The organism is Streptomyces rubrogriseus (assembly GCF_027947575.1).
Taxonomy (GTDB): Bacteria; Actinomycetota; Actinomycetes; order Streptomycetales; family Streptomycetaceae; genus Streptomyces; species Streptomyces rubrogriseus.
In genome coordinates, this window is sequence record NZ_CP116256.1 from 2,274,090 (window position 1) to 2,299,748 (window position 25,659).

The following is a 25,659-nucleotide window of genomic DNA, read 5'->3' on the forward strand; positions in this document are numbered from 1 at the left end:
AGAACGGTCACCGCATCCCCCGCTCCACCACAACGGAGTTGTACGCCGCGACCTGCGCCCGCCGAGCCACCCGCTCCACCGGCCTGAGCGCATCCCCCCGCGCGGCCATCTCGGACGCGCTCACCGCACCCCCGTGCCCGTTCTCCGACGCCAGCGACACCAGCATCCCCACCCGCTGCGCCAGCTCCAGCACCCGCACCGCCCGCGGCGGATACCCCGGAGCCAGTACCTCGCGCCCGGACGACCGCTCCGCCCGCGCCCGGTACGCCGCGACCGCCGCCTCCGCCACCGGCCCCGACCCGGCGACATCCAGCCGCGTCAGCACCTCCGTCGCGTCCCGCAGCGCCTCAGCCAGCTCCCGCTCCGCCTCCCCGAGCGAGGGCACGTCCGCCGGCGGCGCCTCCCGCACCGGCAGGCAGTGCCAGACGACCTCGACGTGCACGTCCCCCTCGGGCCCCGCCTCGTACACCTCCGGCACCAGCCCCAGCGCGGCCCCCTCACAGATCACCGCCTCCTCGGCCTCCAGCGCCCGCGCGTTGAACTCCGGCGGCCCGCTCAGCCCCAGCGGATGCCCCGGCGCCGGCAGCGCGATCCGCAGCCCGACCGCGCCGAGCGCCCGCAGCCGCCCCAACGCCAGCGTGAGTCCGACCGGCGCGGCTTCACCAGGCAGCCCCTCCACACGGTGCACCGCGTCCTCGCCCACGATCGCGACCGCGGCGTCGTCCGGCGAGACCAAATGGGCAATAAGGGCATTTCCCCAGGCGGCAAGGCGCCCTGCGCGTGGTTCCGAGAGCATGCCCCCACCCTAAGGACCGGACCGATGGAACGGTTACGCCGACCGGTGGCGTAGATTTCCTGGAGGGGCCTGCGCCCACCGGCGCCGCGGCCCGAGTCACAGGTGTACGCGACAGCCGAGACCGGCCACAATGCAAGGGGAGACAACGCGCTCATGAGCGATGTTCTGGAGCTTCAGGACGTAACCGTGGTCCGCGAGGGCCGGGCTCTGGTGGACCAGGTCTCCTGGTCGGTCAAGGAGGGCGAGCGCTGGGTCATCCTCGGTCCCAACGGCGCCGGCAAGACCACCCTCCTCAACGTCGCGTCCAGCTACCTCTACCCGAGCGGCGGCACCGCCACCATCCTCGGCGAGACCCTCGGCAAGCCCGGCACCGACGTCTTCGAACTGCGCCCGCGCATCGGCGTCGCCGGCATCGCCATGGCCGACAAGCTGCCCAAGCGCCAGACCGTCCTGCAGACCGTGCTCACCGCCGCGTACGGCATGACCGCCGGCTGGCAGGAGGAGTACGAGGACATCGACGAGCAGCGCGCCCGAGCCTTCCTCGACCGCCTCGGCATGACCGAGTACCTGGACCGCAGGTTCGGCACCCTCTCCGAGGGCGAGCGCAAGCGCACCCTGATCGCCCGCGCCCTGATGACCGACCCCGAGCTGCTCCTCCTCGACGAGCCCGCCGCCGGCCTCGACCTCGGCGGCCGAGAGGACCTCGTCCGCCGCCTCGGCCGACTGGCCCGCGACCCCATCGCGCCCTCCATGATCATGGTCACCCACCACGTCGAGGAGATCGCCCCGGGCTTCACCCACGTCCTGATGATCCGTCAGGGCAAGGTCCTGGCCGCCGGACCGCTGGAGCTCGAACTGACCTCCCGCAATCTGTCCCTCTGCTTCGGACTCCCGCTCGTCGTCGAGCAGGCCGGGGACCGGTGGACCGCCAAGGGGCTCCCGCTGTCCTGACCCGCCCCCCGTGCGCCCTGTCCCCGGTGGTCCCAACGGACCTACCATGACAGCGTGAACGACATCGACGCATGGGTGTGGTGGCTCGTCGCCGCGGCAGCGCTCGGAATCCCGCTCGTCGTGACCGCGATGCCGGAGTTCGGGATGTTCGCCGTCGGCGCGGTCGCCGCCGCCGTCGCCTCCGGACTGGGCGCGGACCTGGTCGTCCAGGTGCTCGTCTTCGTCATCGTCTCGGTCGCCCTCATCACCGTCGTACGGCCCATCGCCGCCCGACACCGCTCCCAACAGCCCCAACTGGCCACGGGAGTGGACGCTCTGAAGGGCAGACAGGCCGTCGTCCTGGAACGGGTCGACGGTGCCGGCGGCCGGATCAAACTCGCCGGGGAGGTCTGGTCGGCACGCGCCCTGGACACCGGGCGCGCCTTCGAGCCGGGCGAGGAAGTGGACGTCGTGGAGATCGACGGAGCCACGGCGGTCATCATGTGACCCCGACGTGCACAAGTGGCCCGAACGGCCTCCGCGCCGCGCGACGGTCTGTCAGACTCGACCAGCAAGATCCTCAACAGCCGTAAGATCAGCAGTAGTCAGGGTCAGCCAGATCAAAGGATCTGGTCAATAGGATCTGCCGGAGCGACGAGGCGGAGAAGGGGACGGACACCCACGATGGAACCGGTCATCATCGTCCTGATCATCCTGGTGGTGTTGGTCTTCATCGCCCTGATCAAAACCATCCAGGTCATCCCGCAGGCCAGCGCCGCCATCGTCGAGCGCTTCGGCCGCTACACGCGGACACTCAACGCGGGCCTCAACATCGTGGTCCCGTTCATCGACACCATCCGCAACCGCATCGACCTGCGCGAACAGGTCGTCCCCTTCCCGCCGCAGCCGGTCATCACCCAGGACAACCTGGTCGTCAACATCGACACCGTCATCTACTACCAGGTGACCGACGCCCGCGCCGCGACCTACGAGGTGGCCAGCTACATCCAGGCCATCGAGCAGCTCACCGTCACCACCCTGCGCAACATCATCGGCGGCATGGACCTGGAACGGACCCTGACCTCCCGCGAGGAGATCAACGCGGCCCTGCGCGGCGTCCTCGACGAGGCCACCGGCAAGTGGGGCATCCGCGTCAACCGCGTCGAGCTCAAGGCCATCGAACCGCCCACCTCCATCCAGGACTCGATGGAGAAGCAGATGCGCGCCGACCGTGACAAGCGCGCCGCGATCCTCCAGGCCGAAGGTGTCCGGCAGTCCGAGATCCTGCGCGCCGAGGGTGAGAAGCAGTCCCAGATCCTGCGCGCCGAAGGTGAGGCCAAGGCCGCCGCCCTGCGCGCCGAGGGCGAGGCCCAGGCCGTCCGTACGGTCTTCGAGGCCATCCACGCCGGCGACCCGGACCAGAAGCTGCTCTCCTACCAGTACCTCCAGATGCTCCCGAAGATCGCCGAGGGCGACGCCAACAAGCTCTGGATCGTCCCCAGCGAAATCGGCGACGCCCTCAAGGGCCTCTCCGGCGCCATGGGCAACCTCGGCGGCCTGGGCGGCGGTTCAGGCAGCGGAGGCGGCAACGGCGGCGCAAGCGTCCCGGCCCAGGAACGCCGCGAGAAGCCGTCGATCGACTGACGGTACCCACTGGACGCTGGGCGACTGGCGCGCCCCTCAGGGGGCGCGGGACCGTATCGACGTGCGGCTCCGCCGCGTGGGCGCGACCCGCCACGAACGGCACGCCCTCGGGGCAGAAAACCCAAGCCCCGACGGCGCAGCCGTCACGCAGCGTCCAGCACCAACCACTCCGGCAGCGCAGCGAAGTCGTCCCGAGCCAGCGCCAGCAACATCGCATCCGCGGGAGTCGGCTCGAACGGCTCCCGCAGCAACGGCATCCCCGCCTGCTCCGGAGTCCGGTTCGCTTTGCGGTGGTTGTCCTCCGCGCACGAGGCCACCGTGTTCAGCCAGGTGTCCTGCCCGCCGTGCGACCGCGGCACCACGTGGTCGACGGTCGTCGCCCGCCGCCCGCAGTACGCGCACCGGTGCCGGTCCCGGACCAGCACCCCCCGCCTCGACCACGGAGCCCGTCTTCGGAACGGCACCCGCACGTATTGGCACAGCCTGATCACCCGCGGCGCGGGTATGTCGAGCGCGGCTCCGCGCATGCGCAGCGAGGGGTGGGCCTGCTCGACGACGGCCTTGTCCTGGAGCACCAGAACGACGGCTCGGTTCAACGTCACCGTCGACAACGGCTCGAAGCTCGCGTTCAGCACCAGCGTGTCCCGCATACCAGCCCACCTCCCGTGCGCACCGGCCCACCCCCTGGCGGGCTGGGATCAACTCTGGCCGGGCACGCCGAGATGGACAACGCAATATAAAGATGCCCGCCCCTGATCCATTCCAAGACCAGGGGCGGGCAAACGTTCCATGAACGCTCAGCCGGGTCAGCTGTCGGCGGGCACCTCGTACTCACCGACCAGCTGGGCGCGCGCGATCGTGTGGAAGCGCAGATTGAAGCCGACGAAGGCGGGGGTGCCGTCCGCGTCCGGACCGAGCTTCTCCTGGTCCACGGCGTACACCGTGAACACGTACCGGTGCGGGCCGTCACCGGGCGGCGGCGCGGCCCCGCCGAAGTCCTTGCTGCCGTAGTCGTTGCGCGCGTGTACGGCACCCTGCGGCAGTCCCTCGAACGTGCCGCTGCCCGCCCCCACCGGCAGCTCCGTCACCGAGGCCGGGATGTCGAACACCACCCAGTGCCAGAACCCGCTGCCCGTCGGCGCGTCCGGGTCGTAGCAGGTCACGGCGAAGCTCTTGGTCTCGGCCGGGAAGCCCTCCCACCGCAGCTGCGGCGAGGTGTTCCCGGCCGCGTGGACCTGAGCGTCCTTGAGCGTCCCGCCCTCCCGGACGTCGTCGCTCGTGACGGTGAACGACGGCACGGGCGGGTGGAAGTCATGGGGGAGCGGACGCCGCTTCGACTCGGTCACCTCGGTACCTCCTGAATGGTCTGGTGCAGAGATGACCGAGCCTAGATCTTCTAGAACCAGTTGCGCTTGCTGCCGACCTCGGAGAGCCACTGGTTGAGGTACGCCGTCCAGTCGGTGCCCTGGTAGTCGTTCAGCCCGACCTTGAAGGAACGGAACGTGTCGCTGCCCTCGCTGAACAGCCCGGGCTTCTTGTCCATCTCCAGCACGACGTCCATCGCCTGCGCGTCGGCCACGAAGCTCAGCTCGACCTGGTTCAGCCCGCGGTACTGCTGCGGCGGGAAGAACTCGATCTCCTGGTAGAAGGGCAGCTGCTGCCGCGTACCCCGGATGTGGCCCCGCTCCATGTCCGCGCTCTTGAAGCGGAAGCCCAGACCGATGAACGCGTCCAGGATCGCCTTCTGCGCCGGCAGCGGATGCACGTTGATGGCGTCCAGGTCACCGGAGTCCACGGCGCGCGCGATCTCCAGCTCCGTGGTGACGCCGATGTTCATCCCGCGCAGTGCCTGCCCGTCGATCATGGTGATCGGCGTCTCCCACGGGATCTCCAGCCCGAAGGGCACCGCGTGCACCACGCCGGCCTTCAGCTGGAAGGCCCCGCCGAGCCGCACCTTCGTGAACTCGATGTCCTGCTTGTACTCCTGGTCGCCGCTCTCCACCTCGACCTTGGCCTGAAGCCCGACCGACAGTCCCTCGATCTCCTGGTCGACGGACCCGCCCTGGATCCGCACCTCGCCCTGGACGACACCCCCCGGAACGACGTTGCTCTCGCTCAGCACGGTCTCGACCGAAGCCCCGCCGGCCCCCAGACTCGCGAGCAGCTTCTTGAACGCCATGTCTCTCCCTCTCCAGGCTTACGTGTGGATCCTCGACCCATACAAACGCGATCCGACCGTGGCCGGTTCCGCGCCCCACACCCTGGCAAGGCGGACGCTCCCCGACCACCCCGCGCACGGTCCCGGCTGCGTTACGCTCGGACGGCATGATCGCGAGCCCCGACCGTACGCCCCTGCCCAGGGAATTCTTCGACCGCCCCGTCCTCGAGGTGGCCCCCGACCTCCTGGGCCGCATCCTGGTGCGCACGAGTCCGGACGGCCCGATCGCCCTCCGCCTGACGGAGGTGGAGGCCTACGACGGTCAGAACGACCCCGGCTCCCACGCCTACCGCGGTCGGACCCCTCGCAACGAGGTGATGTTCGGTCCTCCCGGACACGTGTACGTCTACTTCACCTACGGCATGTGGTTCTGCATGAACCTGGTGTGCGGCCCCGAGGGCAGGTCGAGCGCGGTTCTGCTCCGGGCCGGCGAGATCATCGAGGGTGCCGAGCTGGCCCGGACCCGTCGGCTCTCCGCCCGCAATGACAAGGAACTGGCCAAAGGCCCGGCCCGCCTCGCCACCGCCCTGGGCGTGGACCGGGCGTTGAACGGCACGGACGCGTGCACGTCCCGGGAGACGCCGCTGCGCATCCTGACGGGTACCCCCGTACCCGGTGACCAGGTACGGAACGGGCCCCGTACCGGCGTGGCCGGCGAAGGCGGCGTGCACCCCTGGCGCTACTGGGTCGCCGACGACCCGACGGTCAGCCCGTACCGGGCCCATGTCCCTAGGAAGCGCCGAAGTTGACTCCCCTTTGGGAGACGCGTAAGGTAGCCCGAGCCGCTTGACCCGGGTACGGCAATCGCCTGCAGCCGGAAGCGGCCAACCCACTACCTACGACTTCCCTCAGCGGGAGCGAATTCGGCATGTCCGCATGCCTGAATTCAAACTCGCGGGACTCGATTATGAGTCCACGGAGAGATCGGCTAACGTAGTGAATGTCGAAAGGCCGACGAGCGAAAGCGCGAAGGCGATCGACAAATCCCGCCGACAGGGAATCGGATCGAAAAGGATCTGATAGAGTCGGAAACGCAAGACCGAAGGGAAGCGCCCGGAGGAAAGCCCGAGAGGGTGAGTACAAAGGAAGCGTCCGTTCCTTGAGAACTCAACAGCGTGCCAAAAGTCAACGCCAGATATGTTGATACCCCGACCTGATCGGATTCCTGATCGGGTTGAGGTTCCTTTGAAGTAACACAACAACAGCGAGGACGCTGTGAACGGTCGGATTATTCCTCCGACTGTTCCGCTCTCGTGGTGTCACCCGATTACGGGTAAACATTCACGGAGAGTTTGATCCTGGCTCAGGACGAACGCTGGCGGCGTGCTTAACACATGCAAGTCGAACGATGAACCACTTCGGTGGGGATTAGTGGCGAACGGGTGAGTAACACGTGGGCAATCTGCCCTGCACTCTGGGACAAGCCCTGGAAACGGGGTCTAATACCGGATACTGACCCTCGCAGGCATCTGCGAGGGTCGAAAGCTCCGGCGGTGCAGGATGAGCCCGCGGCCTATCAGCTTGTTGGTGAGGTAATGGCTCACCAAGGCGACGACGGGTAGCCGGCCTGAGAGGGCGACCGGCCACACTGGGACTGAGACACGGCCCAGACTCCTACGGGAGGCAGCAGTGGGGAATATTGCACAATGGGCGAAAGCCTGATGCAGCGACGCCGCGTGAGGGATGACGGCCTTCGGGTTGTAAACCTCTTTCAGCAGGGAAGAAGCGAAAGTGACGGTACCTGCAGAAGAAGCGCTTAGCTAACTACGTGCCAGCAGCCGCGGTAATACGTAGGGCGCAAGCGTTGTCCGGAATTATTGGGCGTAAAGAGCTCGTAGGCGGCTTGTCACGTCGGTTGTGAAAGCCCGGGGCTTAACCCCGGGTCTGCAGTCGATACGGGCAGGCTAGAGTTCGGTAGGGGAGATCGGAATTCCTGGTGTAGCGGTGAAATGCGCAGATATCAGGAGGAACACCGGTGGCGAAGGCGGATCTCTGGGCCGATACTGACGCTGAGGAGCGAAAGCGTGGGGAGCGAACAGGATTAGATACCCTGGTAGTCCACGCCGTAAACGGTGGGCACTAGGTGTGGGCAACATTCCACGTTGTCCGTGCCGCAGCTAACGCATTAAGTGCCCCGCCTGGGGAGTACGGCCGCAAGGCTAAAACTCAAAGGAATTGACGGGGGCCCGCACAAGCGGCGGAGCATGTGGCTTAATTCGACGCAACGCGAAGAACCTTACCAAGGCTTGACATACACCGGAAAGCATCAGAGATGGTGCCCCCCTTGTGGTCGGTGTACAGGTGGTGCATGGCTGTCGTCAGCTCGTGTCGTGAGATGTTGGGTTAAGTCCCGCAACGAGCGCAACCCTTGTCCCGTGTTGCCAGCAAGCCCTTCGGGGTGTTGGGGACTCACGGGAGACCGCCGGGGTCAACTCGGAGGAAGGTGGGGACGACGTCAAGTCATCATGCCCCTTATGTCTTGGGCTGCACACGTGCTACAATGGCCGGTACAATGAGCTGCGATACCGCAAGGTGGAGCGAATCTCAAAAAGCCGGTCTCAGTTCGGATTGGGGTCTGCAACTCGACCCCATGAAGTCGGAGTCGCTAGTAATCGCAGATCAGCATTGCTGCGGTGAATACGTTCCCGGGCCTTGTACACACCGCCCGTCACGTCACGAAAGTCGGTAACACCCGAAGCCGGTGGCCCAACCCCTTGTGGGAGGGAGCTGTCGAAGGTGGGACTGGCGATTGGGACGAAGTCGTAACAAGGTAGCCGTACCGGAAGGTGCGGCTGGATCACCTCCTTTCTAAGGAGCACATAGCCGACTGCAGGCAAATGTCCTGCACGGTTGCTCATGGGTGGAACGTTGACTACTCGGCACACTTGATCCTGATCTTCTCGTCAGTACTGCTTCGGCGTGGAACACGAGTGAGGGAAGGCAAGGGTGTCGGGCACGCTGTTGGGTATCTGAGGGAATGAATTTCCTTCAGTGCTTAGCTCCAGTGCACTCGGGATGTAGGTTCCGGGGTGATGGGTGGTTGGTCGTTGTTTGAGAACTGCACAGTGGACGCGAGCATCTGTGGCCAAGTTTTTAAGGGCGCACGGTGGATGCCTTGGCACCAGGAACCGATGAAGGACGTGGGAGGCCACGATAGGCCCCGGGGAGTCGTCAACCAGGCTTTGATCCGGGGGTGTCCGAATGGGGAAACCCGGCAGTCGTCATGGGCTGTCACCCGCTGCTGAACACATAGGCAGTGTGGAGGGAACGCGGGGAAGTGAAACATCTCAGTACCCGCAGGAAGAGAAAACAACCGTGATTCCGGGAGTAGTGGCGAGCGAAACCGGATGAGGCTAAACCGTATACGTGTGAGACCCGGCAGGGGTTGCGTGTGCGGGGTTGTGGGATCTCTCTTCTGTTGTCTGCCGGCAACAGGACGAGTCAGAAACCGTTGATGTAGGCGAAGGACATGCGAAAGGTCCGGCGTAGAGGGTAAGACCCCCGTAGTCGAAACGTCAGCGGCTCGTTTGAGAGACACCCAAGTAGCACGGGGCCCGAGAAATCCCGTGTGAATCTGGCGGGACCACCCGCTAAGCCTAAATATTCCCTGGTGACCGATAGCGGATAGTACCGTGAGGGAATGGTGAAAAGTACCGCGGGAGCGGAGTGAAATAGTACCTGAAACCGTGTGCCTACAAGCCGTGGGAGCGTCGGATACGTGCTTGCACGTATCTCGTGACTGCGTGCCTTTTGAAGAATGAGCCTGCGAGTTTGCGGTGTGTTGCGAGGTTAACCCGGGTGGGGAAGCCGTAGCGAAAGCGAGTCCGAACAGGGCGGTTCAGTAGCACGCTCAAGACCCGAAGCGGAGTGATCTAGCCATGGGCAGGTTGAAGCGGCTGTAAGAGGTCGTGGAGGACCGAACCCACCAGGGTTGAAAACCTGGGGGATGACCTGTGGTTAGGGGTGAAAGGCCAATCAAACTCCGTGATAGCTGGTTCTCCCCGAAATGCATTTAGGTGCAGCGTCGTGTGTTTCTTGCCGGAGGTAGAGCACTGGATAGGCGATGGGCCCTACCGGGTTACTGACCTTAGCCAAACTCCGAATGCCGGTAAGTGAGAGCGCGGCAGTGAGACTGTGGGGGATAAGCTCCATGGTCGAGAGGGAAACAGCCCAGAGCATCGACTAAGGCCCCTAAGCGTACGCTAAGTGGGAAAGGATGTGGAGTCGCACAGACAACCAGGAGGTTGGCTTAGAAGCAGCCACCCTTGAAAGAGTGCGTAATAGCTCACTGGTCTAGTGATTCCGCGCCGACAATGTAGCGGGGCTCAAGCGTACCGCCGAAGTCGTGTCATTGCAGCAATACGGCCAACGCCTAGCTGTGATGGGTAGGGGAGCGTCGTGTGCCGGGTGAAGCAGCCGCGGAAGCGAGTTGTGGACGGTTCACGAGTGAGAATGCAGGCATGAGTAGCGATACAAACGTGAGAAACGTTTGCGCCGATTGACTAAGGGTTCCTGGGTCAAGCTGATCTGCCCAGGGTAAGTCGGGACCTAAGGCGAGGCCGACAGGCGTAGTCGATGGATAACCGGTTGATATTCCGGTACCCGCTGTGAAGCGTCAAACATCGAGCATCGTGATGCTAAGGCCGTGAAGCCGCCCTGATCTCTTCGGAGTTGAGGGGAGTGGTGGAGCCGCCGAACCAAGCGGTTAGTAGGTGAGTGATGGGGTGACGCAGGAAGGTAGTCCATCCCGGGCGGTGGTTGTCCCGGGGTAAGGGTGTAGGCCGTGCGGTAGGTAAATCCGTCGCACACGAGGCTGAGACCTGATGCCGAGCCGATTGTGGTGAAGTGGATGATCCTATGCTGTCGAGAAAAGCCTCTAGCGAGTTTCATGGCGGCCCGTACCCTAAACCGACTCAGGTGGTCAGGTAGAGAATACCGAGGCGTTCGGGTGAACTATGGTTAAGGAACTCGGCAAAATGCCCCCGTAACTTCGGGAGAAGGGGGGCCACACCCGGTGACCGGATTTACTCCGTGAGCTGGGGGTGGCCGCAGAGACCAGCGAGAAGCGACTGTTTACTAAAAACACAGGTCCGTGCGAAGCCGTAAGGCGATGTATACGGACTGACGCCTGCCCGGTGCTGGAACGTTAAGGGGACCGGTTAGCTCCATTTCGGTGGGGCGAAGCTGAGAACTTAAGCGCCAGTAAACGGCGGTGGTAACTATAACCATCCTAAGGTAGCGAAATTCCTTGTCGGGTAAGTTCCGACCTGCACGAATGGCGTAACGACTTCTCGACTGTCTCAACCATAGGCCCGGTGAAATTGCACTACGAGTAAAGATGCTCGTTTCGCGCAGCAGGACGGAAAGACCCCGGGACCTTTACTACAGTTTGATATTGGTGTTCGGTTCGGCTTGTGTAGGATAGCTGGGAGACTTTGAAGCTCGCACGCCAGTGTGGGTGGAGTCGTCGTTGAAATACCAGTCTGGTCGTGCTGGATGTCTAACCTGGGTCCGTGATCCGGATCAGGGACAGTGTCTGATGGGTAGTTTAACTGGGGCGGTTGCCTCCTAAAGAGTAACGGAGGCGCCCAAAGGTTCCCTCAGCCTGGTTGGCAATCAGGTGTTGAGTGTAAGTGCACAAGGGAGCTTGACTGTGAGACCGACGGGTCGAGCAGGGACGAAAGTCGGGACTAGTGATCCGGCGGTGGCTTGTGGAAGCGCCGTCGCTCAACGGATAAAAGGTACCCCGGGGATAACAGGCTGATCTTCCCCAAGAGTCCATATCGACGGGATGGTTTGGCACCTCGATGTCGGCTCGTCGCATCCTGGGGCTGGAGTCGGTCCCAAGGGTTGGGCTGTTCGCCCATTAAAGCGGTACGCGAGCTGGGTTTAGAACGTCGTGAGACAGTTCGGTCCCTATCCGCTGTGCGCGTAGGAGTCTTGAGAAGGGCTGTCCCTAGTACGAGAGGACCGGGACGGACGAACCTCTGGTGTGCCAGTTGTTCTGCCAAGGGCATGGCTGGTTGGCTACGTTCGGGAGGGATAACCGCTGAAAGCATCTAAGCGGGAAGCCTGCTTCGAGATGAGGACTCCCACCCCCTTGAGGGGTTAAGGCTCCCAGTAGACGACTGGGTTGATAGGCCGGATCTGGAAGCACCGTGAGGTGTGGAGGTGACCGGTACTAATAGGCCGAGGGCTTGTCCTCAGTTGCTCGCGTCCACTGTGTTAGTTCTGAGGCAACGACCGTTGCCGGATTTGAGTAGAACGCACAATTAAAGAGTGTGCTTGTTCGCTCGAAACCATTAGGGTTTCGGTGGTCATAGCGTAGGGGAAACGCCCGGTTACATTTCGAACCCGGAAGCTAAGCCTTACAGCGCCGATGGTACTGCAGGGGGGACCCTGTGGGAGAGTAGGACGCCGCCGAACAATCTTTGGAAAGGACCCCTGGTCCCCAGCGTTCAGCTGGGGACCAGGGGTCCTTTCGTTTTTCCAGGGCGCACCGGGTACCCGGTTGCGCGAGAATGACTTGCGGTACCGAAGACAGGAGTCACCAATGTCCACCAACTCTCCCGACGACCGACCGGAGCGCGACCAGCGCCGACGGGACAGTGGTGACCGCGGTGACCGCAGGGATCAGCGCGGGGACCGTGGCGGGTTCCGTCGAGACGACCGCCGAGACGACCGCCGGGGCGACGACCGTGGCGGACAGCGTGGTGGCTTCCGCCGGGACGACCGGGACCGTGGGCCGCGTCGGGACGATCGCGATCGTGGTGGCGACCGGGGTTTCCGTCGGGATGACCGGGGTGGTGAGCGTCCGTCCTTCCGCCGTGACGACCGTGGTGAGCGTGGGGACCGGGGCGACCGTCCCTCGTACCGTCGTGACGACCGCGGAGACCGCGGGGACCGTCCCGCCTTCCGACGGGACGATCGCCGCGACGACCGTCGTGACGATCGGCGCGATGACCGCGGTGGGCAGCGCGGTGGTTTCCGTCGGGAGGACCGTCGTGACGATCGCCGTGATGACCGTCGTGACGGTCGTCGCGAGGACAACCGCGGTGGCGGGTACGGGCGTCGGGACGATCGCGACCGTGGTGGCGACCGGGGTTTCCGTCGGGATGACCGGGGTGGTGAGCGTCCGTCCTTCCGCCGTGACGACCGTGGTGAGCGTGGGGACCGGGGCGACCGCCCCTCGTACCGTCGTGACGACCGTGGTGACCGCGGTGACCGTCCCTCGTACCGGAGGGATGACCGTCGTGACGACCGTCGCGATGATCGTCCTGCCTTCCGTCGTGACGACCGTCGGGATGATCGTCCTGCCTTCCGTCGTGACGACCGGCGTGACGACCGTCCTGCCTTCCGGCGTGACGACCGGCGTGACGACCGTCCTGCCTTCCGTCGTGACGACCGGCGCGACGACCGGCGTGACGACCGTGGCGATCGTGGCGGCTTCCGTCGGGACGACAACCGTGGTGAGCGCGGCGGATTCGGCCGGCGTGACGACGGCCGGGGTGGTGACCGTGGTGGGTTCCGCGGGCGCGACGACCGCGGAGGTCGTGGGCCCCGTCGTGACGACCGCGGAGGGCGGCCCGGCGGCTACCGAGGCCGTGACGACCGGCAGGGCGGCGGTGGCCGTTTCCGCGAGGAGCGCGACCGTGACCGGGAGCCGATCAAGCGGCTGCCGATCCCCGAGGAGGTCACGGGCGACGAGATCGACAAGGACGTGCGGCAGGAGCTGCAGAGCCTGCCCAAGACGCTCGCGGAGGATGTCGCCCGGAACCTGGTGATGGTCGCGCGGCTGCTCGACGAGGACCCGGAGGCCGCGTACGGCTACTCCAGGGTCGCCCTGCGCCTGGCGTCCCGCGTCGCCGCCGTACGGGAGGCGGCCGGGTTCGCCGCGTACGCCAACCAGAAGTACGCCGAGGCGCTGGCGGAGTTCCGGGCCGCTCGGCGCATGACCGGTTCCGTCGAGCTGTGGCCGGTGATGGCCGACTGCGAGCGCGGGCTCGGCCGTCCGGAGAAGGCGCTGGACATGGCCGGTGCCCCCGAGGTGCACAAGCTGGACAAGGCCGGTCAGGTCGAGATGCGCCTGGTGGCGGCCGGTGCCCGGCGTGACATGGGGCAGCTGGACGCGGCCATCGTGACGCTGCAGAGCCCCGAGCTCGCCTCGAACTCCGTACAGCCGTGGACCGCGCGGCTGCGGTACGCCTACGCCGACGCGCTGCTGGCCGCCGGCCGGGAGCAGGAGGCGCGGGAGTGGTTCGCGAAGGCCGTGGAGTCGGACCGGGACGGCAGCACGGACGCGTCCGACCGGCTCGCCGAGCTGGACGGCGTGGAGTTCATGGACGCCCTGGACGAGGGTGAGTCCGAGAGCGATGACCAGAGGCCTTCCGCCGAGGACGGCGACGGCGACAAGGATTGACGGCCTGACGGCCTGACGGCCTGACGGCCTGACGCCTGAGGGCGAGTCGAGGGGGCGGGACCGGTTCGCGGTCCCGCCCCTCGGCGTGTCACCAGGCCGTCTCAGGCGTCGAGTGGGCGCAGTACCAGGCCCGAGGCCGGTTTCGGGCCGAAGGAGGTCGACTTGCGGGGCATCGTGACGCCCTGTCGGGCCAGTTCGCGGACGACCTCCTCGCGGACCGGGTGCATCAGCACCGCCGTACCGCCGTCGCGCTCGGCCTTCTCGACGGTGGCCGCCGTGTCGTGGATGTAGGAGATGTGGGACGCCGAGTCGTCCGGAACGTGCCAGACGTGGGCGAGGAGCGTGGCGTGCAGGACGGTGGCGTCCAGGGTGCGCCAGGCCTCGGGCCGGTCGGTGGGGACCGTGCGGGCCAGCAGGCCGGGATCCGGCAGGTCGACGAGGTGGAAGGCGCCGTCGCCGGCGAGGAGGAAGGCGTTGCCCACGTCGGTGGCCTTCGCCAGGGTTTCCAGAGACGCGTCCAGCGGCGTGTCCAGGCGGCGGACGCGGAAGTGTCCGTCCAGCGCGGCCACGGCTTCGTGCACCGGGACGCCGTGCAGGAGCCGGTGGATGGCGCGGACGCGGAGCGGGTAGCGGGCCGTGTCGACCAGGAGGACCAGGCCGTGGTCCCACGGGCTGGGCGAAGGATGTTCCGCACGCAGGGTGCGGTAGGTGGCCCAGCGGTGGTGGCCGTCGGCGATGAGGGCCTGGTGCCGGGACAGCTCCGTCCGGACGCGGGCCACGGTGTCCGGGTCGGTGACCGACCACAGGCGATGGCAGAAGCCGTCCTCCGTGGTCGTGGAGAGGAGCGGCTGCTGCTCGGCCGTGCGTTCCACGAGGGCGGTGGTGGCCGACGTCTCGTCGTCGCCGCGGTAGGTCAGGAGCAGCGGCTCGAGGTTCGCCCGGGTGGCCCGCATGAGTGCCGCGCGGTCGGCGACTACGTGCGGCATGACGTCCTCGTGCGGCAGGACCACCTGCTCGGACGGGTCCGACACGCGCAGGGCGCCGATGATGCCGCGCTGCAGCATGCCCTCGCGGTCGCGCTGTTCGTAGACGTACAGACCCGGTTCGGGGTCGGTGGTCAGGATGCCCTCCGCCGTCCAGCGCCGCAGGGTGCGGGCGGCCTGCTCGTTGCGCGCCTCGGGTGTGGCGGCCTGGGGCAGGATCAGGCGGACGATGTTGTACGGGTCGGCCGACTCGAGGTGTAGCAGGCCGTCGGGGCGGACCACGACGTCGTAGGGCGGGGAGGTCACGGCGGCCAGGCTGCCGACCCGGTCGGGGTCGTAGCGGAGGCCTCGGAACGGGGTGAGTTCCAGGCCCCGGCGCGCCGTTGCTTCCGGGTGACCTGCAGAGTTCATCCCGGCATCGTACGTGTGTCAGTGGCATGGGGGATGATCGGGGGAAAGGCGACGAACGAGGAGCGATGCGCAATGAGCCGGAGCGTCAGGACGAGGCCCGCGGGCAGTGGGCCGGACCTGAGTGAGGCGTACGACACGGCGCTGCTCGACCTGGACGGAGTGGTGTACGCCGGGGGGAACGCGATCGCTCACGCCGTCGACTCCCTCGCGGCGGCCCGCGACGGCGGGATGCGCCTGGCCTACGTCACCAACAACGCGCTCCGGACCCCCGACGTGGTGGCCGCGCACCTGACCGAGCTGGGTATACCGACAGGGGCCGCGGACGTCATCACGTCGGCGCAGGCGGTGGCCCGGCTGATGGCGGAGCAGCTGCCCCCGGGGGCGCGGGTGCTGGTGATCGGCGGTGAAGGGCTGCGCGTGGCGCTGCGGGAGCGCGGCCTCGAGCCCGTGGAGTCGGCCGAGGACGATCCGGCGGCCGTGGTGCAGGGGTTCGGCGGGCCGGAGCTGCCGTGGGGGCGGTTCGCCGAGGCCTGCTACGCGATCGCGCGGGGCGTGCCCTGGTACGCCTCCAACACCGACCTGACCATCCCGGGCGCCCGCGGGATCGCTCCGGGCAACGGCGCGGCGGTGGAGGTCGTGCGGATCGCGACCGGCGCCGAGCCGCAGGTCGCGGGCAAGCCCCTGCCGCCCATGCACCGGGAGACGATCCTGCGGACCGGCGCCCGGCGCCCGTTGGTGGTGGGCGACCGGCTGGACACGGACATCGAGGGGGCGTTCAACGGGGAGGTCGACTCGCTGCTCGTCCTGACCGGTGTGACCGACGGGGCGCAGCTGCTTGCGGCGCCGCCGCGGCACCGGCCGACGTACGTCGACGCCGATCTGCGGGGGCTGCTCACCGGGCAGCCGGAGGTCACCGGTGACGCGGAGGAAGGCTTCCGGTGCGGAGGCTGGACGGCGACGGCCGGCGGGGAGCGGCTGGAGCTGGACGGCGACGGCGCGGCGCTGGACGGGCTGCGGGCCCTGTGCGCGGCGGCCTGGACGGCGGGCGGGGAGCGGGGCTGCGGGCTGGACTCGGGGAAGGCGCTGGCGCGGTTGGGGTTGTGACGCGGTGTACGGGGAAGACGCCCGGTGGCGGGCCGGTGTGCGCCGGGGTGCGTACAGGGGGCGTGGTGCCGGGCCGGGGCGGCCTCGGGAAGGCTCGGGGATCGTGATCGATTGGCAGGGTAGGCTAACCTAACTGCGTGTTGGTCGACAGTCCCCCCGAACAGCGCGCGGAGACCGCTCCCGCGCCGCCCTCCAAGCGCCGCGTCCTGCGTGCCGCGGGGCTGCCCGTCTCCGTGGCGGTCCTGGTGTTGATCGTGTTGGCGAGCATCGCGGTCGGTGCGAAGGACCTGTCCCTGGGGGAGGTCTGGCACGGCCTCTTCCACGACTCGGGCACCTACGGCGACGTCGTGGTCGGCGAGCGGCTGTCGCGGACCGTCCTCGGCCTGCTGGCCGGCGCCGCCCTCGGCCTCGCGGGAGCCGTGCTGCAGGCGCTGACCCGCAATCCGCTGGCCGATCCCGGACTGCTCGGCATCAACGCGGGCGCCTCGGCGGCCGTGGTCACGGGCATCACCTTCTTCGGCGTCACCTCGCTGACCGGGTACGTCTGGTTCGCCTTCGCCGGTGCGGCGGGGGTCGGCGCGCTGGTCTGGTTCCTGGGTGGCAGCCGGGGGGCCACGCCGGTGCGGCTGGTACTGGCCGGCACCGCGATCAGCGCCGCTCTCTTCGGCTACCTCCAGGCCGTGATGATCATGGATGACGCAGCGCTGGGCAGGATGCGCTTCTGGACGGTCGGTTCGCTCGCCTCGGCGACGAACGGCACCATCCGAGAGGTGCTGCCGTTCTTCGTGGTGGGCACGGTCCTCGCCCTAGCGCTCGCCCGGCCGCTCAACGCCATGGAGATGGGCGACGACACCGCCAAGGCCCTCGGCGCCAACCTGAACCGCACCCGGGCGCTGTCCATGCTCGCCGCGACCGTGCTGTGCGGGGCCGCGACCGCCGCCTGCGGGCCGATCGTGTTCGTCGGGCTGATGATCCCGCACATCGTCCGCTCCTTCACCGGACCCGACATGCGCTGGATCCTGCCCTACGCGGCGATCCTGTCCCCGGTGCTGCTGCTGGGCGCGGACGTCCTCGGCCGGATCGTCGCCCGGCCGTCGGAGCTCCAGGTCGGCATCGTCACCGCCGTCCTCGGCGGGCCGGTCTTCATCTTTCTCGTACGACGGCGGAGGACGGCCCAGCTGTGAGTACCGCGAAGAACGGGAAGACCGCGGAGAGCGGGAAGACCGCGGAGAGCGGGAAGACCGCGAAGGCCGGAAGGACCGCGAAGGCCGGAAGGACCGCGAAGACCGTGAAGAGGAGTCGGGCCGTCCGCACTCCGGGCGGGCTGTCGCTTCGCCTCGACGTGCGGGCCGCGGTGGTCGTCGCGCTGCTGCTGCTCCTCGCGCTCGCCGCGAGCGTGCTGCTGATCGGTACCGGCGACTTCGACATACCGGCCGTCGACGTGCTGAAGACCCTGGTCGGCCAGGGCAACGCCGGGCAGGAGTTCATCGTCAACGAGCTGCGGCTGCCGCGGGTCCTGGTCGGGCTGCTGGTCGGCGCCGCGCTCGGCGTCGGCGGCGCGCTCTTCCAGGCCATCTCCCGCAACCCGCTCGGCAGTCCGGACGTCCTGGGACTCGGGCAGGGTGCGACGGCCGGTGCGCTCATCATGATCGTCCTGTTCTCCGGCAGCTCGGCCCAGGTCACCGTCGGCGCGCTCGTCGGCGGCCTGGTGACCGGTCTCGCCATCTATCTGCTCGCCTGGAAGCGGGGCGTGCATGGATACCGGCTGGTTCTGGTCGGTATCGGGGTGTCCGCGATCGTCACGGCGGTCAACGGCTACCTGATGACCCGGGCGGACATCGTCGACGCCTCGCGTGCCGTCGTCTGGATGACCGGGTCCCTCAACGGCCGTGACTGGGACCAGGTCTGGCCCCTGCTCGCGCTGTGTGCGGTGCTAGTGCCGCTCGTGCTCACCAACGGACGGGCGCTGCGGATGATGGAGATGGGCGACGACGTCTCGTACGCCCTCGGGGTACGCGTCGAGCGGGTGCGGGCGCTGCTGATGGTGGCCGCCGTGCTGCTCACCGCCGCGGCCACCGCCGCCGCCGGACCGGTCAGCTTCGTGGCCCTCACCGCGCCGCAGCTCGCCCGGCGCCTCACCCGCTCGCCCGGCCCCAACCTGCTGCCGTCCCTGTGCATGGGTGCCGCCCTGCTGGTCGGTGCGGACTTCGTCTCGCAGCGGGTTTTCGGCGCCGAGCAACTGCCCGTGGGCGTCGTCACCGGCGTACTCGGCGGCGTCTACCTGCTGTGGCTGCTGGTCACCGAGCGCAAGGCGGGCCGGATATGAGCGCCGGCACCGGCCACCGCAGCGGGCCGAACAACCGAAGGAGCAACAGCAACGTGAACCGCCTGACCGCCGAGAACGTCACCCTCGCCTACGACCAGCGGGTCATCGCGGAGAAGCTGTCGGTGGAGATACCCGACAACTCCTTCACCGTGATCGTCGGCCCGAACGCGTGCGGCAAGTCCACCCTGCTGCGCGCCCTGTCACGGATGCTCAAGCCGAGCCGGGGCCGGGTGCTGCTCGACGGGTCGGTCATCCAGTCGATGCCCGCCAAGCAGGTCGCCCGGACCCTCGGCCTGCTCCCGCAGTCGTCCATCGCGCCGGACGGCATCACCGTCGGCGACCTCGTCGGCCGCGGCCGCTACCCGCACCAGGGAATCCTGCGTCAGTGGTCGACCGAGGACGAGCGGGTCGTCCAGGAGTCGATGGCCCAGACCGGCATCTCGGAGCTGGCCGACCGCTACGTCGACGAACTCTCCGGCGGACAGCGCCAGCGCGTGTGGATCGCCATGGCGCTCGCCCAGCAGACCCCGCTGCTGCTCCTCGACGAGCCGACGACGTACCTGGACATCCAGCACCAGATCGACGTCCTCGACCTGTGCGCGGAACTCCACGAGGAGCAGGGCCGCACCCTCGTGGCCGTGCTGCACGACCTCAACCACGCCGCCCGCTACGCCACCCACCTCATCGCCCTGCGCGACGGGCAGGTCGTCGCCGAGGGCGCGCCGAAGGACATCGTCACCGCCGACCTGGTCGAGCGGGTCTTCGGGCTGCGCTGCCAGGTCATCGACGATCCCGAGACGGGCACGCCGCTGGTGGTGCCGGCCGCCCGCAAAGGGCGCACCAAGCAGGTGAGCGAGCAGGTGACCAAGCAGGCGAAGGCGGTCGCTACAGGAGCTTCCTGAGCCGGAGCAGGTCGCGCAGGCCCGCTTCCAGCTTCACCCGGCCCGAGCCCCAGGCCCTGGCGAAGTTCAGTTCGCCCGCCACCAGGGCCACCAGGTCGTCGCCGGTCATGGCCAGCCTGATCTCGGCCCGCTCGCGCGGCGGCCCCTCCAGGGTCTCGCGCACGTCGATGCGGCCGTCCGCCATGCGTCCGGCGAAGGTGACGTCCAGGTCGGTGATGTGGCAGCTCACCGAGCGGTCCAGCTCAGTGGCCGACCGCACGTCCCCTTCGGCGCCCCGCATGTTGTCCGAGAGCTTGTCGAGTGCGGCACGGCACTCCTCAGTCGTCGCCATCGGGACCGACCGTACCCCAGCGCCACGCGGTAGCGTCGGGGCATGAGCGACGCAGTACCGGAGCCGGAGACCGAGCCCGAGCAGGCGGAGCCCGGGGTGGGCACCGACCCCGGGTACGAGCCTGCGGCCCCCGCCCCGCTGGGCGTCCCGCGCGACCCCACCGGGAACGCCGAGGTCGACGCCGGACTGGCGCGGCTGGCCGACGCCGACCACCTGGCCACCGACGGACACGTCGAGGTGTACGAGGATGTACACCGGGGGCTGCGCGACGCGCTCACCGCGCTCGACACCCGCCCGGGACCACCGGCGCCCCCGTCACCGCCATCACCGTACGACCGCAGGAGCTGAACCGAACGTGGCAGGAGTCGCACGCCGCCGTCTCGACGCGGAGCTGGTGCGCCGCAAGCTGGCGCGCTCGCGCGAGCACGCGAGCCAGCTGATCGCCGCCGGGCGGGTCACCGTCGGCAAGACCGTCGCGACCAAACCCGCCACGCAGGTCGAGACCGCCGCCGCGATCGTCGTGACCGCCGACGACAACGACCCCGACTACGTCTCGCGCGGCGGCCACAAGCTCGCCGGGGCCCTCGCCGCCTTCGTACCGCAGGGCCTCGCCGTCGAGGGTCGGCGGGCGCTGGACGCCGGCGCCTCCACCGGCGGCTTCACCGACGTACTGCTGCGGGCGGGCGCCGCCCACGTCGTCGCCGTGGACGTCGGATACGGACAACTCGCGTGGAGTCTCCGGCAGGATGAACGCGTCACCGTCAAGGACCGTACGAACGTACGGGAGTTGACGCCGGAAGCGATCGATGGGGAGCCCGTGGACCTTGTCGTGGGGGATCTGTCCTTCATCCCGCTCGGACTGGTGCTGCCGGCCCTGGTGCGGTGCACCCGGCCGGGCGCCGACCTGGTGATGATGGTGAAGCCGCAGTTCGAGGTGGGGAAGGAGCGGCTGGGCAGCGGGGGAGTGGTACGCAGCGCGCAGTTGCGGGCCGAGGCCGTGCGGGGAGTCGCGCGGAAGGCCTGGGAGCTGGGACTCGGGGTGAAGGGGGTAACCGCCAGTCCGCTGCCGGGCCCCTCCGGGAACGTCGAGTACTTTCTGTGGCTGCGGGCCGGGGCCGGTGAACTGGACCCGGCCGACGTTGACCGTGCAGTGGCGGAGGGGCCGCGTTGACACAGAACCGAGCGCGTACTGTTTTCCTGCTCGCCCACACCGGGCGCCCCGCTGCCATCCGCAGCGCGGAGCTGGTGGTCAAGGGGCTGCTGCGGGCCGGGATCGGCGTACGGGTCCTGGAGGCCGAGGCGCGCGACCTGCCGCTGCCGGGCGAGGTGGAGCTGGTCGGCGAGGCCACCCCGCAGTGCCTGGACGGGTGCGAGCTGCTCATCGTGCTGGGCGGCGACGGCACGCTGCTGCGCGGCGCCGAGTTCGCCCGCGCCTCGGGCGTGCCCATGCTCGGCGTCAACCTCGGCCGGGTCGGCTTCCTCGCGGAGGCCGAGCGCGACGACCTCGACAAGGTCGTCGACCGGGTGGTGAACCGGGCCTACGAGGTCGAGGAGCGGATGACGGTCGACGTCGTCGTGCACCGCAACGGCGACATCGTGCACACCGACTGGGCGCTGAACGAGGCCGCCGTGCAGAAGGCGGGCGCCGAGAAGCTGCTGGAAGTCGTGCTGGAGATCGACGGCCGTCCGGTGACCGGGTTCGGCTGCGACGGCATCGTGCTGTCGACGCCGACCGGGTCGACGGCGTACGCCTTCTCGGCCGGGGGCCCCGTGGTGTGGCCCGAGGTGGAGGCGCTGCTCATGGTGCCGATCAGCGCCCACGCGCTGTTCGCGAAGCCGCTGGTGACCTCGCCGGACTCGGTGCTCGCGGTGGAGGTGCTGCCGCACGTCCCGCCGGGGGTGCTGTGGTGCGACGGGCGGCGGACGGTGGAGTTGCCGCCGGGGGCGCGGGTGGAGGTGCGGCGGGGGGCGGTGCCGGTGCGGCTGGCTCGACTGCATCACGCGTCGTTCACGGACCGGCTGGTCGCGAAGTTCGCGTTGCCTGTTTCCGGATGGCGCGGGGCGCCCCATTAGCGGTCTCGAAGGGGTGGTTCTGTTGTGGTCCGACCGCGGGCTGTCCGTGGCTGGTCGCGCAGTTCCCCGCGCCCCTGAGCGGCATGCACCGGACGGCGTTGCAAGGGCAGCCTGTGTGCGCTTCGCGCCCTCGACCTCGTATGGTCGTGTCCGTGCTTGAGGAGATGCGGATACGGTCGCTCGGAGTCATCGATGACGCCGTGGTCGAGCTGTCGCCCGGGTTCACCGCTGTCACCGGTGAGACGGGTGCCGGCAAGACCATGGTGGTCACCAGCCTGGGGCTGCTCCTGGGCGGGCGCGCCGACGCGGCGCTCGTGCGGATCGGGGCGAAGAACGCGGTCGTCGAGGGGCGCATCGCCGTGCCCGGCGACGCCGCGGCGGCCGTCCGGGCGGAGGAGGCCGGGGCCGAGCTGGACGACGGGGCGCTGCTGATCAGCCGTACCGTGTCCGCCGAGGGAAGGTCGCGCGCGCACCTGGGCGGGCGGTCGGTGCCGGTGGGGATGCTCGCCGAGCTGGCCGACGAACTGGTCGCCGTGCACGGGCAGACCGATCAGCAGGGGCTGCTGAAGCTGAACCGGCAGCGGCAGGCCCTGGACCGGTACGCGGGCGACGCGGTCGCCGGGCCGCTCGCCAAGTACGCGGAGGCCTACCGTCGGCTGCGGGCCGTCGCCCGTGAGCTGGAGGAGATCACCACGCGCGCGCGTGAGCGCGCCCAGGAGGCCGATCTGCTGCGCTACGGCCTCGACGAGATCGCCGCGGTCGAGCCGCGCGCCGGTGAGGACGTGGAGCTGGCGGAGGAGGCGGAGCGGCTGGGACACGCCGAGGCGCTCGCGTCGGCCGCCACGGTCGCCCACGCCGCCCTGGCGGGCAACCCGGAGGATCCCGAGGGCGTGGACGGCGCCACGCTCGTCGCGGGCGCGCAGCGGGCCCTGGACGCCGTACGGTCCCACGACCCGGCGCTGGCCGCGCTCGCCGAGCGGATCGGCGAGGTCGGCATCCTGCTGCGCGACGTGGCCGGGGAACTCGCCGGGTACGCCGACGACCTGGACGCCGACCCGCTGCGGCTGGCGGCGGTCGAGGAGCGCCGGGCCGCGCTCACCGCGCTGACGCGGAAGTACGGCGAGGACATCGCGGCCGTGCTGAGCTGGGCCGAGCAGAGCGCCGCGCGGCTGACCGAGCTGGACGGCGACGACGAGCGGATCGGCGAGCTGACCGCCGAGCGGGACGCGCTGCGGGCGGAGCTGGGCGGGCTCGCCCAGGCGCTGACCGACGCGCGGACCGAGGCCGCCGAGCGGTTCGCCGCCGCGGTGACCGCCGAGCTTGCGTCGCTCGCCATGCCCCACGCACGCGTGTCCTTCGCGATCCGGCAGACCGAGGACCCGGAGGGCGTCGAGATCGGCGGGCGTACGGTCGCGTACGGGCCGGCGGGCGCGGACGAGGTGGAGCTGCTGCTGGCTCCGCACCCCGGCGCGCCGCCGCGGCCGATCGCCAAAGGCGCCTCCGGCGGTGAGCTGTCGCGCGTGATGCTGGCCGTGGAGGTCGTCTTCGCGGGCACCGATCCCGTGCCGACGTACCTGTTCGACGAGGTCGACGCCGGGGTCGGCGGCAAGGCGGCGGTGGAGATCGGGCGGCGGCTGGCGCGGCTGGCCAAGAGCGCGCAGGTCGTGGTCGTCACGCACCTGCCGCAGGTGGCCGCGTTCGCCGACCGGCAGCTGCTGGTGGAGAAGACGAACGACGGCTCGGTGACCCGCTCCGGCGTGAAGGTCCTGGAGGGCGAGGAACGCGTGCGGGAACTCTCCCGGATGCTCGCCGGCCAGGAGGACTCGGAGACGGCCCGCGCCCACGCGGAGGAACTGCTGGAAGCGGCCAGGGCCGACCGGTAGAGACTCCGGGCGGTCTGGGCCGACCGGTAGGGACTCAGGGCGGTCTGGGCCGACCGTAGGGACTCTGGGCGGCTCGGGCCGACCGGGTAGGGACTCAGGGCGGTCTGGGCCGACCATAGGGACTCTGGGCGGCTCGGGTCGACCGGTAGGCACTCCGGGTGGCCTGGGTCGACCGGGTAGGGACTCCGGGGCCGGGCGGCCGTGCTTCGGCGGTCTCCCGGACGCCCCCCGCCCCGGGGTGGCCGGTGCGACGGCGCGGGCGACGTTCACTCGTACGAGTGAGGTGGTTCCGTGTCGTTGTCCCGCCGGTCGTCCGGTCGTGGCGGTCGTCGTTCCCGGAACACCCGTGCGGCCTGGCATCCTTGACGGAGCGGCGCACGGGAAACCGCCCGGCGCACCCCGTCCGCACCATCCTTCTGTACGTTCTTCGTGACCGCCCCCACGTCCTTCGTGACCGTCTCCCGCCGAATCAGGAGCCCCGGCCAGGTGACCCCCGTGAGCAGCCACTCACCGCACGGCCAGTCGCCGCTGCGCACCGTGCAGGTGCTGGGCGGCGGCAACGCCGGCAGCAGCGCGCACGTGCGCTCGCTGGCCGCGGGGCTCGTCGCGCGGGGCGTGAAGGTGACGGTGTGCGCCCCCTCCGATGCGGAGTGCACCTACGACTTCACCGGCGCCGGGGCCGACCACGTGCACGTGCCGCGCAGCAGCGATCCCGTCTCGGTGGCCGCGCTGCGGACGGTGTGCGCCGAAGCCGACCTGGTGCACGCGCACGGACTGCACGCCTCCTTCCGGGCCGCCCTGGCTCTCGGCGGTCGGCGCGTACGCACTCCGCTCGTCGTCACCTGGCACGACCGGCCGCACGCCGAGGGAGCCCGCGGCCAGCTGCTGCGCGTGCTGGAGCGGCGGGTCATGAAGGCCGCCACCGTCGTCCTCGGCGCCAGCTCGGAGCTGGTCGACGGTGCGCGCCGGACGGGCGCCCGGGACGCCCGCCTCGGCCCCGTCGCACTCCCCGCCCGGCCCGGCCCGCCGGCCGGACCCGACGACCCCGACCCGCTGCGCCCCAAGGTCCGGGCCGAACTCGGCGCCATCGACCGCCCTTTGCTGGTGGCGGTCGGATCGCTGGAGCGGCATCGCGGGTACGACGTGCTGCTCGACGCCGCCCGGGTGTGGCGCCGCCTCGACCCGGCCCCGCTGGTCGTGGTCGCCGGTGAGGGACCGCTGCGCGGCGAGTTGCAGGGCCGGATCGAGGGCGAGAGGCTCCCGGTGGCGCTCGTCGGCAGCCGCGACGACGTGCCCGACCTGCTGGCGGCGGCCGACCTCGCGCTGCTGCCGAGCCGCCGGGAGCCGGGGCGTTCCGTCCTCGCCCAGGAAGCGCTCCACGCGCGCGTGCCCCTCGTCGCCGGTGCCGTCGGCGGCATCCCCGAGCTGGTCGGCGACGCCGCCGAACTCGTCCCGCCGGGGGACGCGGAGGCCCTCGCCGACGCCGTGGTCCGCCTGCTCGCCGACCCCGCGCGGCAGGACGAACTCCGCGAGCGGGGCACGCGGCAGGCGGCCACGTGGCCGACCGAGGACGAGACCGTCGCCCAGGTGCTGAGCATCTACGACGAGTTGACGCAGCCCACCCCGTTGCTCTAGGCAC

20 protein-coding genes, 3 rRNA genes and 1 pseudogene are annotated in these 25,659 nt (G+C 69.0%); 18 read left to right on the top strand and 6 right to left on the bottom strand.

All coding sequences use genetic code 11. The features are described 5' to 3' along the window. Window positions 1–7: 7 nt before the first annotated feature. Window positions 8–796: a hypothetical protein gene (locus tag Sru02f_RS10010; RefSeq protein ID WP_109032066.1), complete on the bottom strand. Its 789-nt coding sequence runs from the start codon at window positions 794–796 to the stop codon at window positions 8–10. Between the two features lie 153 nt (window positions 797–949). On the opposite strand from Sru02f_RS10010, the pseudogene Sru02f_RS10015 reads away from it, so the two are divergent. The 3 genes and pseudogenes from Sru02f_RS10015 to Sru02f_RS10025 all read left to right on the top strand — a co-directional run. Next, window positions 950–1,480, top strand: a pseudogene (locus tag Sru02f_RS10015) (ABC transporter ATP-binding protein); the annotation flags it as partial. A gap of 321 nt (window positions 1,481–1,801) precedes the next feature. Beyond that, window positions 1,802–2,233: an NfeD family protein gene (locus Sru02f_RS10020; protein ID WP_109032068.1), complete on the top strand. Its 432-nt coding sequence runs from the start codon at window positions 1,802–1,804 to the stop codon at window positions 2,231–2,233. A gap of 177 nt (window positions 2,234–2,410) precedes the next feature. Next, on the top strand, window positions 2,411–3,370 hold the full coding sequence (locus tag Sru02f_RS10025) for an SPFH domain-containing protein (RefSeq protein WP_059301910.1): 960 nt from the start codon (window positions 2,411–2,413) through the stop codon (window positions 3,368–3,370). A 143-nt stretch (window positions 3,371–3,513) separates the two neighbouring features. On the opposite strand, the gene Sru02f_RS10030 is transcribed toward Sru02f_RS10025, so the two are convergent. The 3 genes from Sru02f_RS10030 to Sru02f_RS10040 all read right to left on the bottom strand — a co-directional run bounded on the left by Sru02f_RS10030 (window position 3,514) and on the right by Sru02f_RS10040 (window position 5,549). Continuing rightward, window positions 3,514–4,020, bottom strand: coding sequence for an HNH endonuclease (locus Sru02f_RS10030; RefSeq protein WP_007388340.1), 507 nt, complete (start codon window positions 4,018–4,020; stop codon window positions 3,514–3,516). 156 nt (window positions 4,021–4,176) lie between these two features. Then, window positions 4,177–4,716, bottom strand: a complete 540-nt coding sequence (locus Sru02f_RS10035) for a YbhB/YbcL family Raf kinase inhibitor-like protein (RefSeq protein ID WP_109032069.1) — start codon at window positions 4,714–4,716, stop codon at window positions 4,177–4,179. Between the two features lie 50 nt (window positions 4,717–4,766). After that, a complete protein-coding gene (locus Sru02f_RS10040; protein WP_109032070.1) occupies window positions 4,767–5,549 on the bottom strand; it encodes a sporulation protein in 783 nt (260 codons plus the stop codon). Between the two features lie 146 nt (window positions 5,550–5,695). Between Sru02f_RS10040 and Sru02f_RS10045 the strand changes: the two genes are divergently transcribed. From Sru02f_RS10045 to Sru02f_RS10070, 6 genes are all read left to right on the top strand, one after another. Then, window positions 5,696–6,337, top strand: a complete 642-nt coding sequence (locus Sru02f_RS10045) for a DNA-3-methyladenine glycosylase (protein ID WP_109032071.1) — start codon at window positions 5,696–5,698, stop codon at window positions 6,335–6,337. 531 nt (window positions 6,338–6,868) lie between these two features. Continuing rightward, window positions 6,869–8,396: ribosomal RNA gene (locus Sru02f_RS10050) — 16S ribosomal RNA — on the top strand. Window positions 8,397–8,671: 275 nt separating this feature from the next. Next, a 23S ribosomal RNA gene (locus tag Sru02f_RS10055) occupies window positions 8,672–11,793 on the top strand. Between the two features lie 104 nt (window positions 11,794–11,897). Further along, window positions 11,898–12,014 (top strand): 5S ribosomal RNA (rrf, locus tag Sru02f_RS10060). The 16S, 23S and 5S rRNA genes sit together here, the layout of an rRNA operon. 272 nt (window positions 12,015–12,286) lie before the next feature. Further along, on the top strand, window positions 12,287–13,372 hold the full coding sequence (locus Sru02f_RS10065; RefSeq protein ID WP_373103436.1) for a hypothetical protein: 1,086 nt from the start codon (window positions 12,287–12,289) through the stop codon (window positions 13,370–13,372). After that, window positions 13,264–14,007: a tetratricopeptide repeat protein gene (locus tag Sru02f_RS10070; protein WP_218030720.1), complete on the top strand. Its 744-nt coding sequence runs from the start codon at window positions 13,264–13,266 to the stop codon at window positions 14,005–14,007. The genes Sru02f_RS10065 and Sru02f_RS10070 overlap by 109 nt, the downstream gene beginning before the upstream one ends. Window positions 14,008–14,108: 101 nt before the next feature. On the opposite strand, the gene Sru02f_RS10075 is transcribed toward Sru02f_RS10070, so the two are convergent. After that, the gene (locus tag Sru02f_RS10075; protein WP_109033532.1) at window positions 14,109–15,401 is read right to left on the bottom strand and encodes a DUF1015 domain-containing protein; all 1,293 of its coding nucleotides are present in this window, start codon (window positions 15,399–15,401) and stop codon (window positions 14,109–14,111) included. A 72-nt stretch (window positions 15,402–15,473) separates the two neighbouring features. Between Sru02f_RS10075 and Sru02f_RS10080 the strand changes: the two genes are divergently transcribed. The 4 genes from Sru02f_RS10080 (at window position 15,474) to Sru02f_RS10095 (ending at window position 19,733) form a co-directional block, all read left to right on the top strand. Beyond that, complete coding sequence (locus Sru02f_RS10080; RefSeq protein WP_109033533.1) at window positions 15,474–16,505, top strand: HAD hydrolase-like protein; 1,032 nt, start codon at window positions 15,474–15,476, stop codon at window positions 16,503–16,505. Window positions 16,506–16,642: 137 nt separating this feature from the next. Beyond that, window positions 16,643–17,689, top strand: a complete 1,047-nt coding sequence (locus Sru02f_RS10085; RefSeq protein ID WP_109033534.1) for a FecCD family ABC transporter permease — start codon at window positions 16,643–16,645, stop codon at window positions 17,687–17,689. A gap of 104 nt (window positions 17,690–17,793) precedes the next feature. Then, window positions 17,794–18,831 carry a FecCD family ABC transporter permease gene (locus tag Sru02f_RS10090; protein ID WP_167469734.1) on the top strand — a complete coding sequence of 346 codons (1,038 nt, stop codon included), beginning with the start codon at window positions 17,794–17,796 and terminating at the stop codon, window positions 18,829–18,831. Further along, window positions 18,828–19,733: an ABC transporter ATP-binding protein gene (locus Sru02f_RS10095; protein WP_109033536.1), complete on the top strand. Its 906-nt coding sequence runs from the start codon at window positions 18,828–18,830 to the stop codon at window positions 19,731–19,733. Before Sru02f_RS10090 ends, Sru02f_RS10095 begins: the two co-directional genes overlap by 4 nt. Here Sru02f_RS10095 and Sru02f_RS10100 read toward each other — a convergent pair. Then, entirely contained in the window at window positions 19,717–20,064 is a 348-nt protein-coding gene (locus Sru02f_RS10100; RefSeq protein ID WP_109033537.1) for a sterol-binding protein, read from the bottom strand. The two genes, Sru02f_RS10095 and Sru02f_RS10100, sit on opposite strands and share 17 nt — an antisense overlap. A 42-nt stretch (window positions 20,065–20,106) precedes the next feature. Between Sru02f_RS10100 and Sru02f_RS10105 the strand changes: the two genes are divergently transcribed. The 5 genes from Sru02f_RS10105 to Sru02f_RS10125 all read left to right on the top strand — a co-directional run bounded on the left by Sru02f_RS10105 (window position 20,107) and on the right by Sru02f_RS10125 (window position 25,655). Beyond that, entirely contained in the window at window positions 20,107–20,412 is a 306-nt protein-coding gene (locus Sru02f_RS10105) for a hypothetical protein (protein ID WP_109033538.1), read from the top strand. Between the two features lie 7 nt (window positions 20,413–20,419). Beyond that, on the top strand, window positions 20,420–21,235 hold the full coding sequence (locus Sru02f_RS10110; RefSeq protein ID WP_109033539.1) for a hemolysin: 816 nt from the start codon (window positions 20,420–20,422) through the stop codon (window positions 21,233–21,235). Beyond that, window positions 21,232–22,137, top strand: coding sequence for an NAD kinase (locus tag Sru02f_RS10115; RefSeq protein WP_030187478.1), 906 nt, complete (start codon window positions 21,232–21,234; stop codon window positions 22,135–22,137). Before Sru02f_RS10110 ends, Sru02f_RS10115 begins: the two co-directional genes overlap by 4 nt. A gap of 140 nt (window positions 22,138–22,277) precedes the next feature. After that, a complete protein-coding gene (recN, locus tag Sru02f_RS10120; protein WP_167469708.1) occupies window positions 22,278–24,020 on the top strand; it encodes a DNA repair protein RecN in 1,743 nt (580 codons plus the stop codon). A 486-nt stretch (window positions 24,021–24,506) separates the two neighbouring features. Beyond that, window positions 24,507–25,655, top strand: a complete 1,149-nt coding sequence (locus tag Sru02f_RS10125) for a glycosyltransferase family 4 protein (protein WP_167469735.1) — start codon at window positions 24,507–24,509, stop codon at window positions 25,653–25,655. Window positions 25,656–25,659 lie beyond the last annotated feature (4 nt).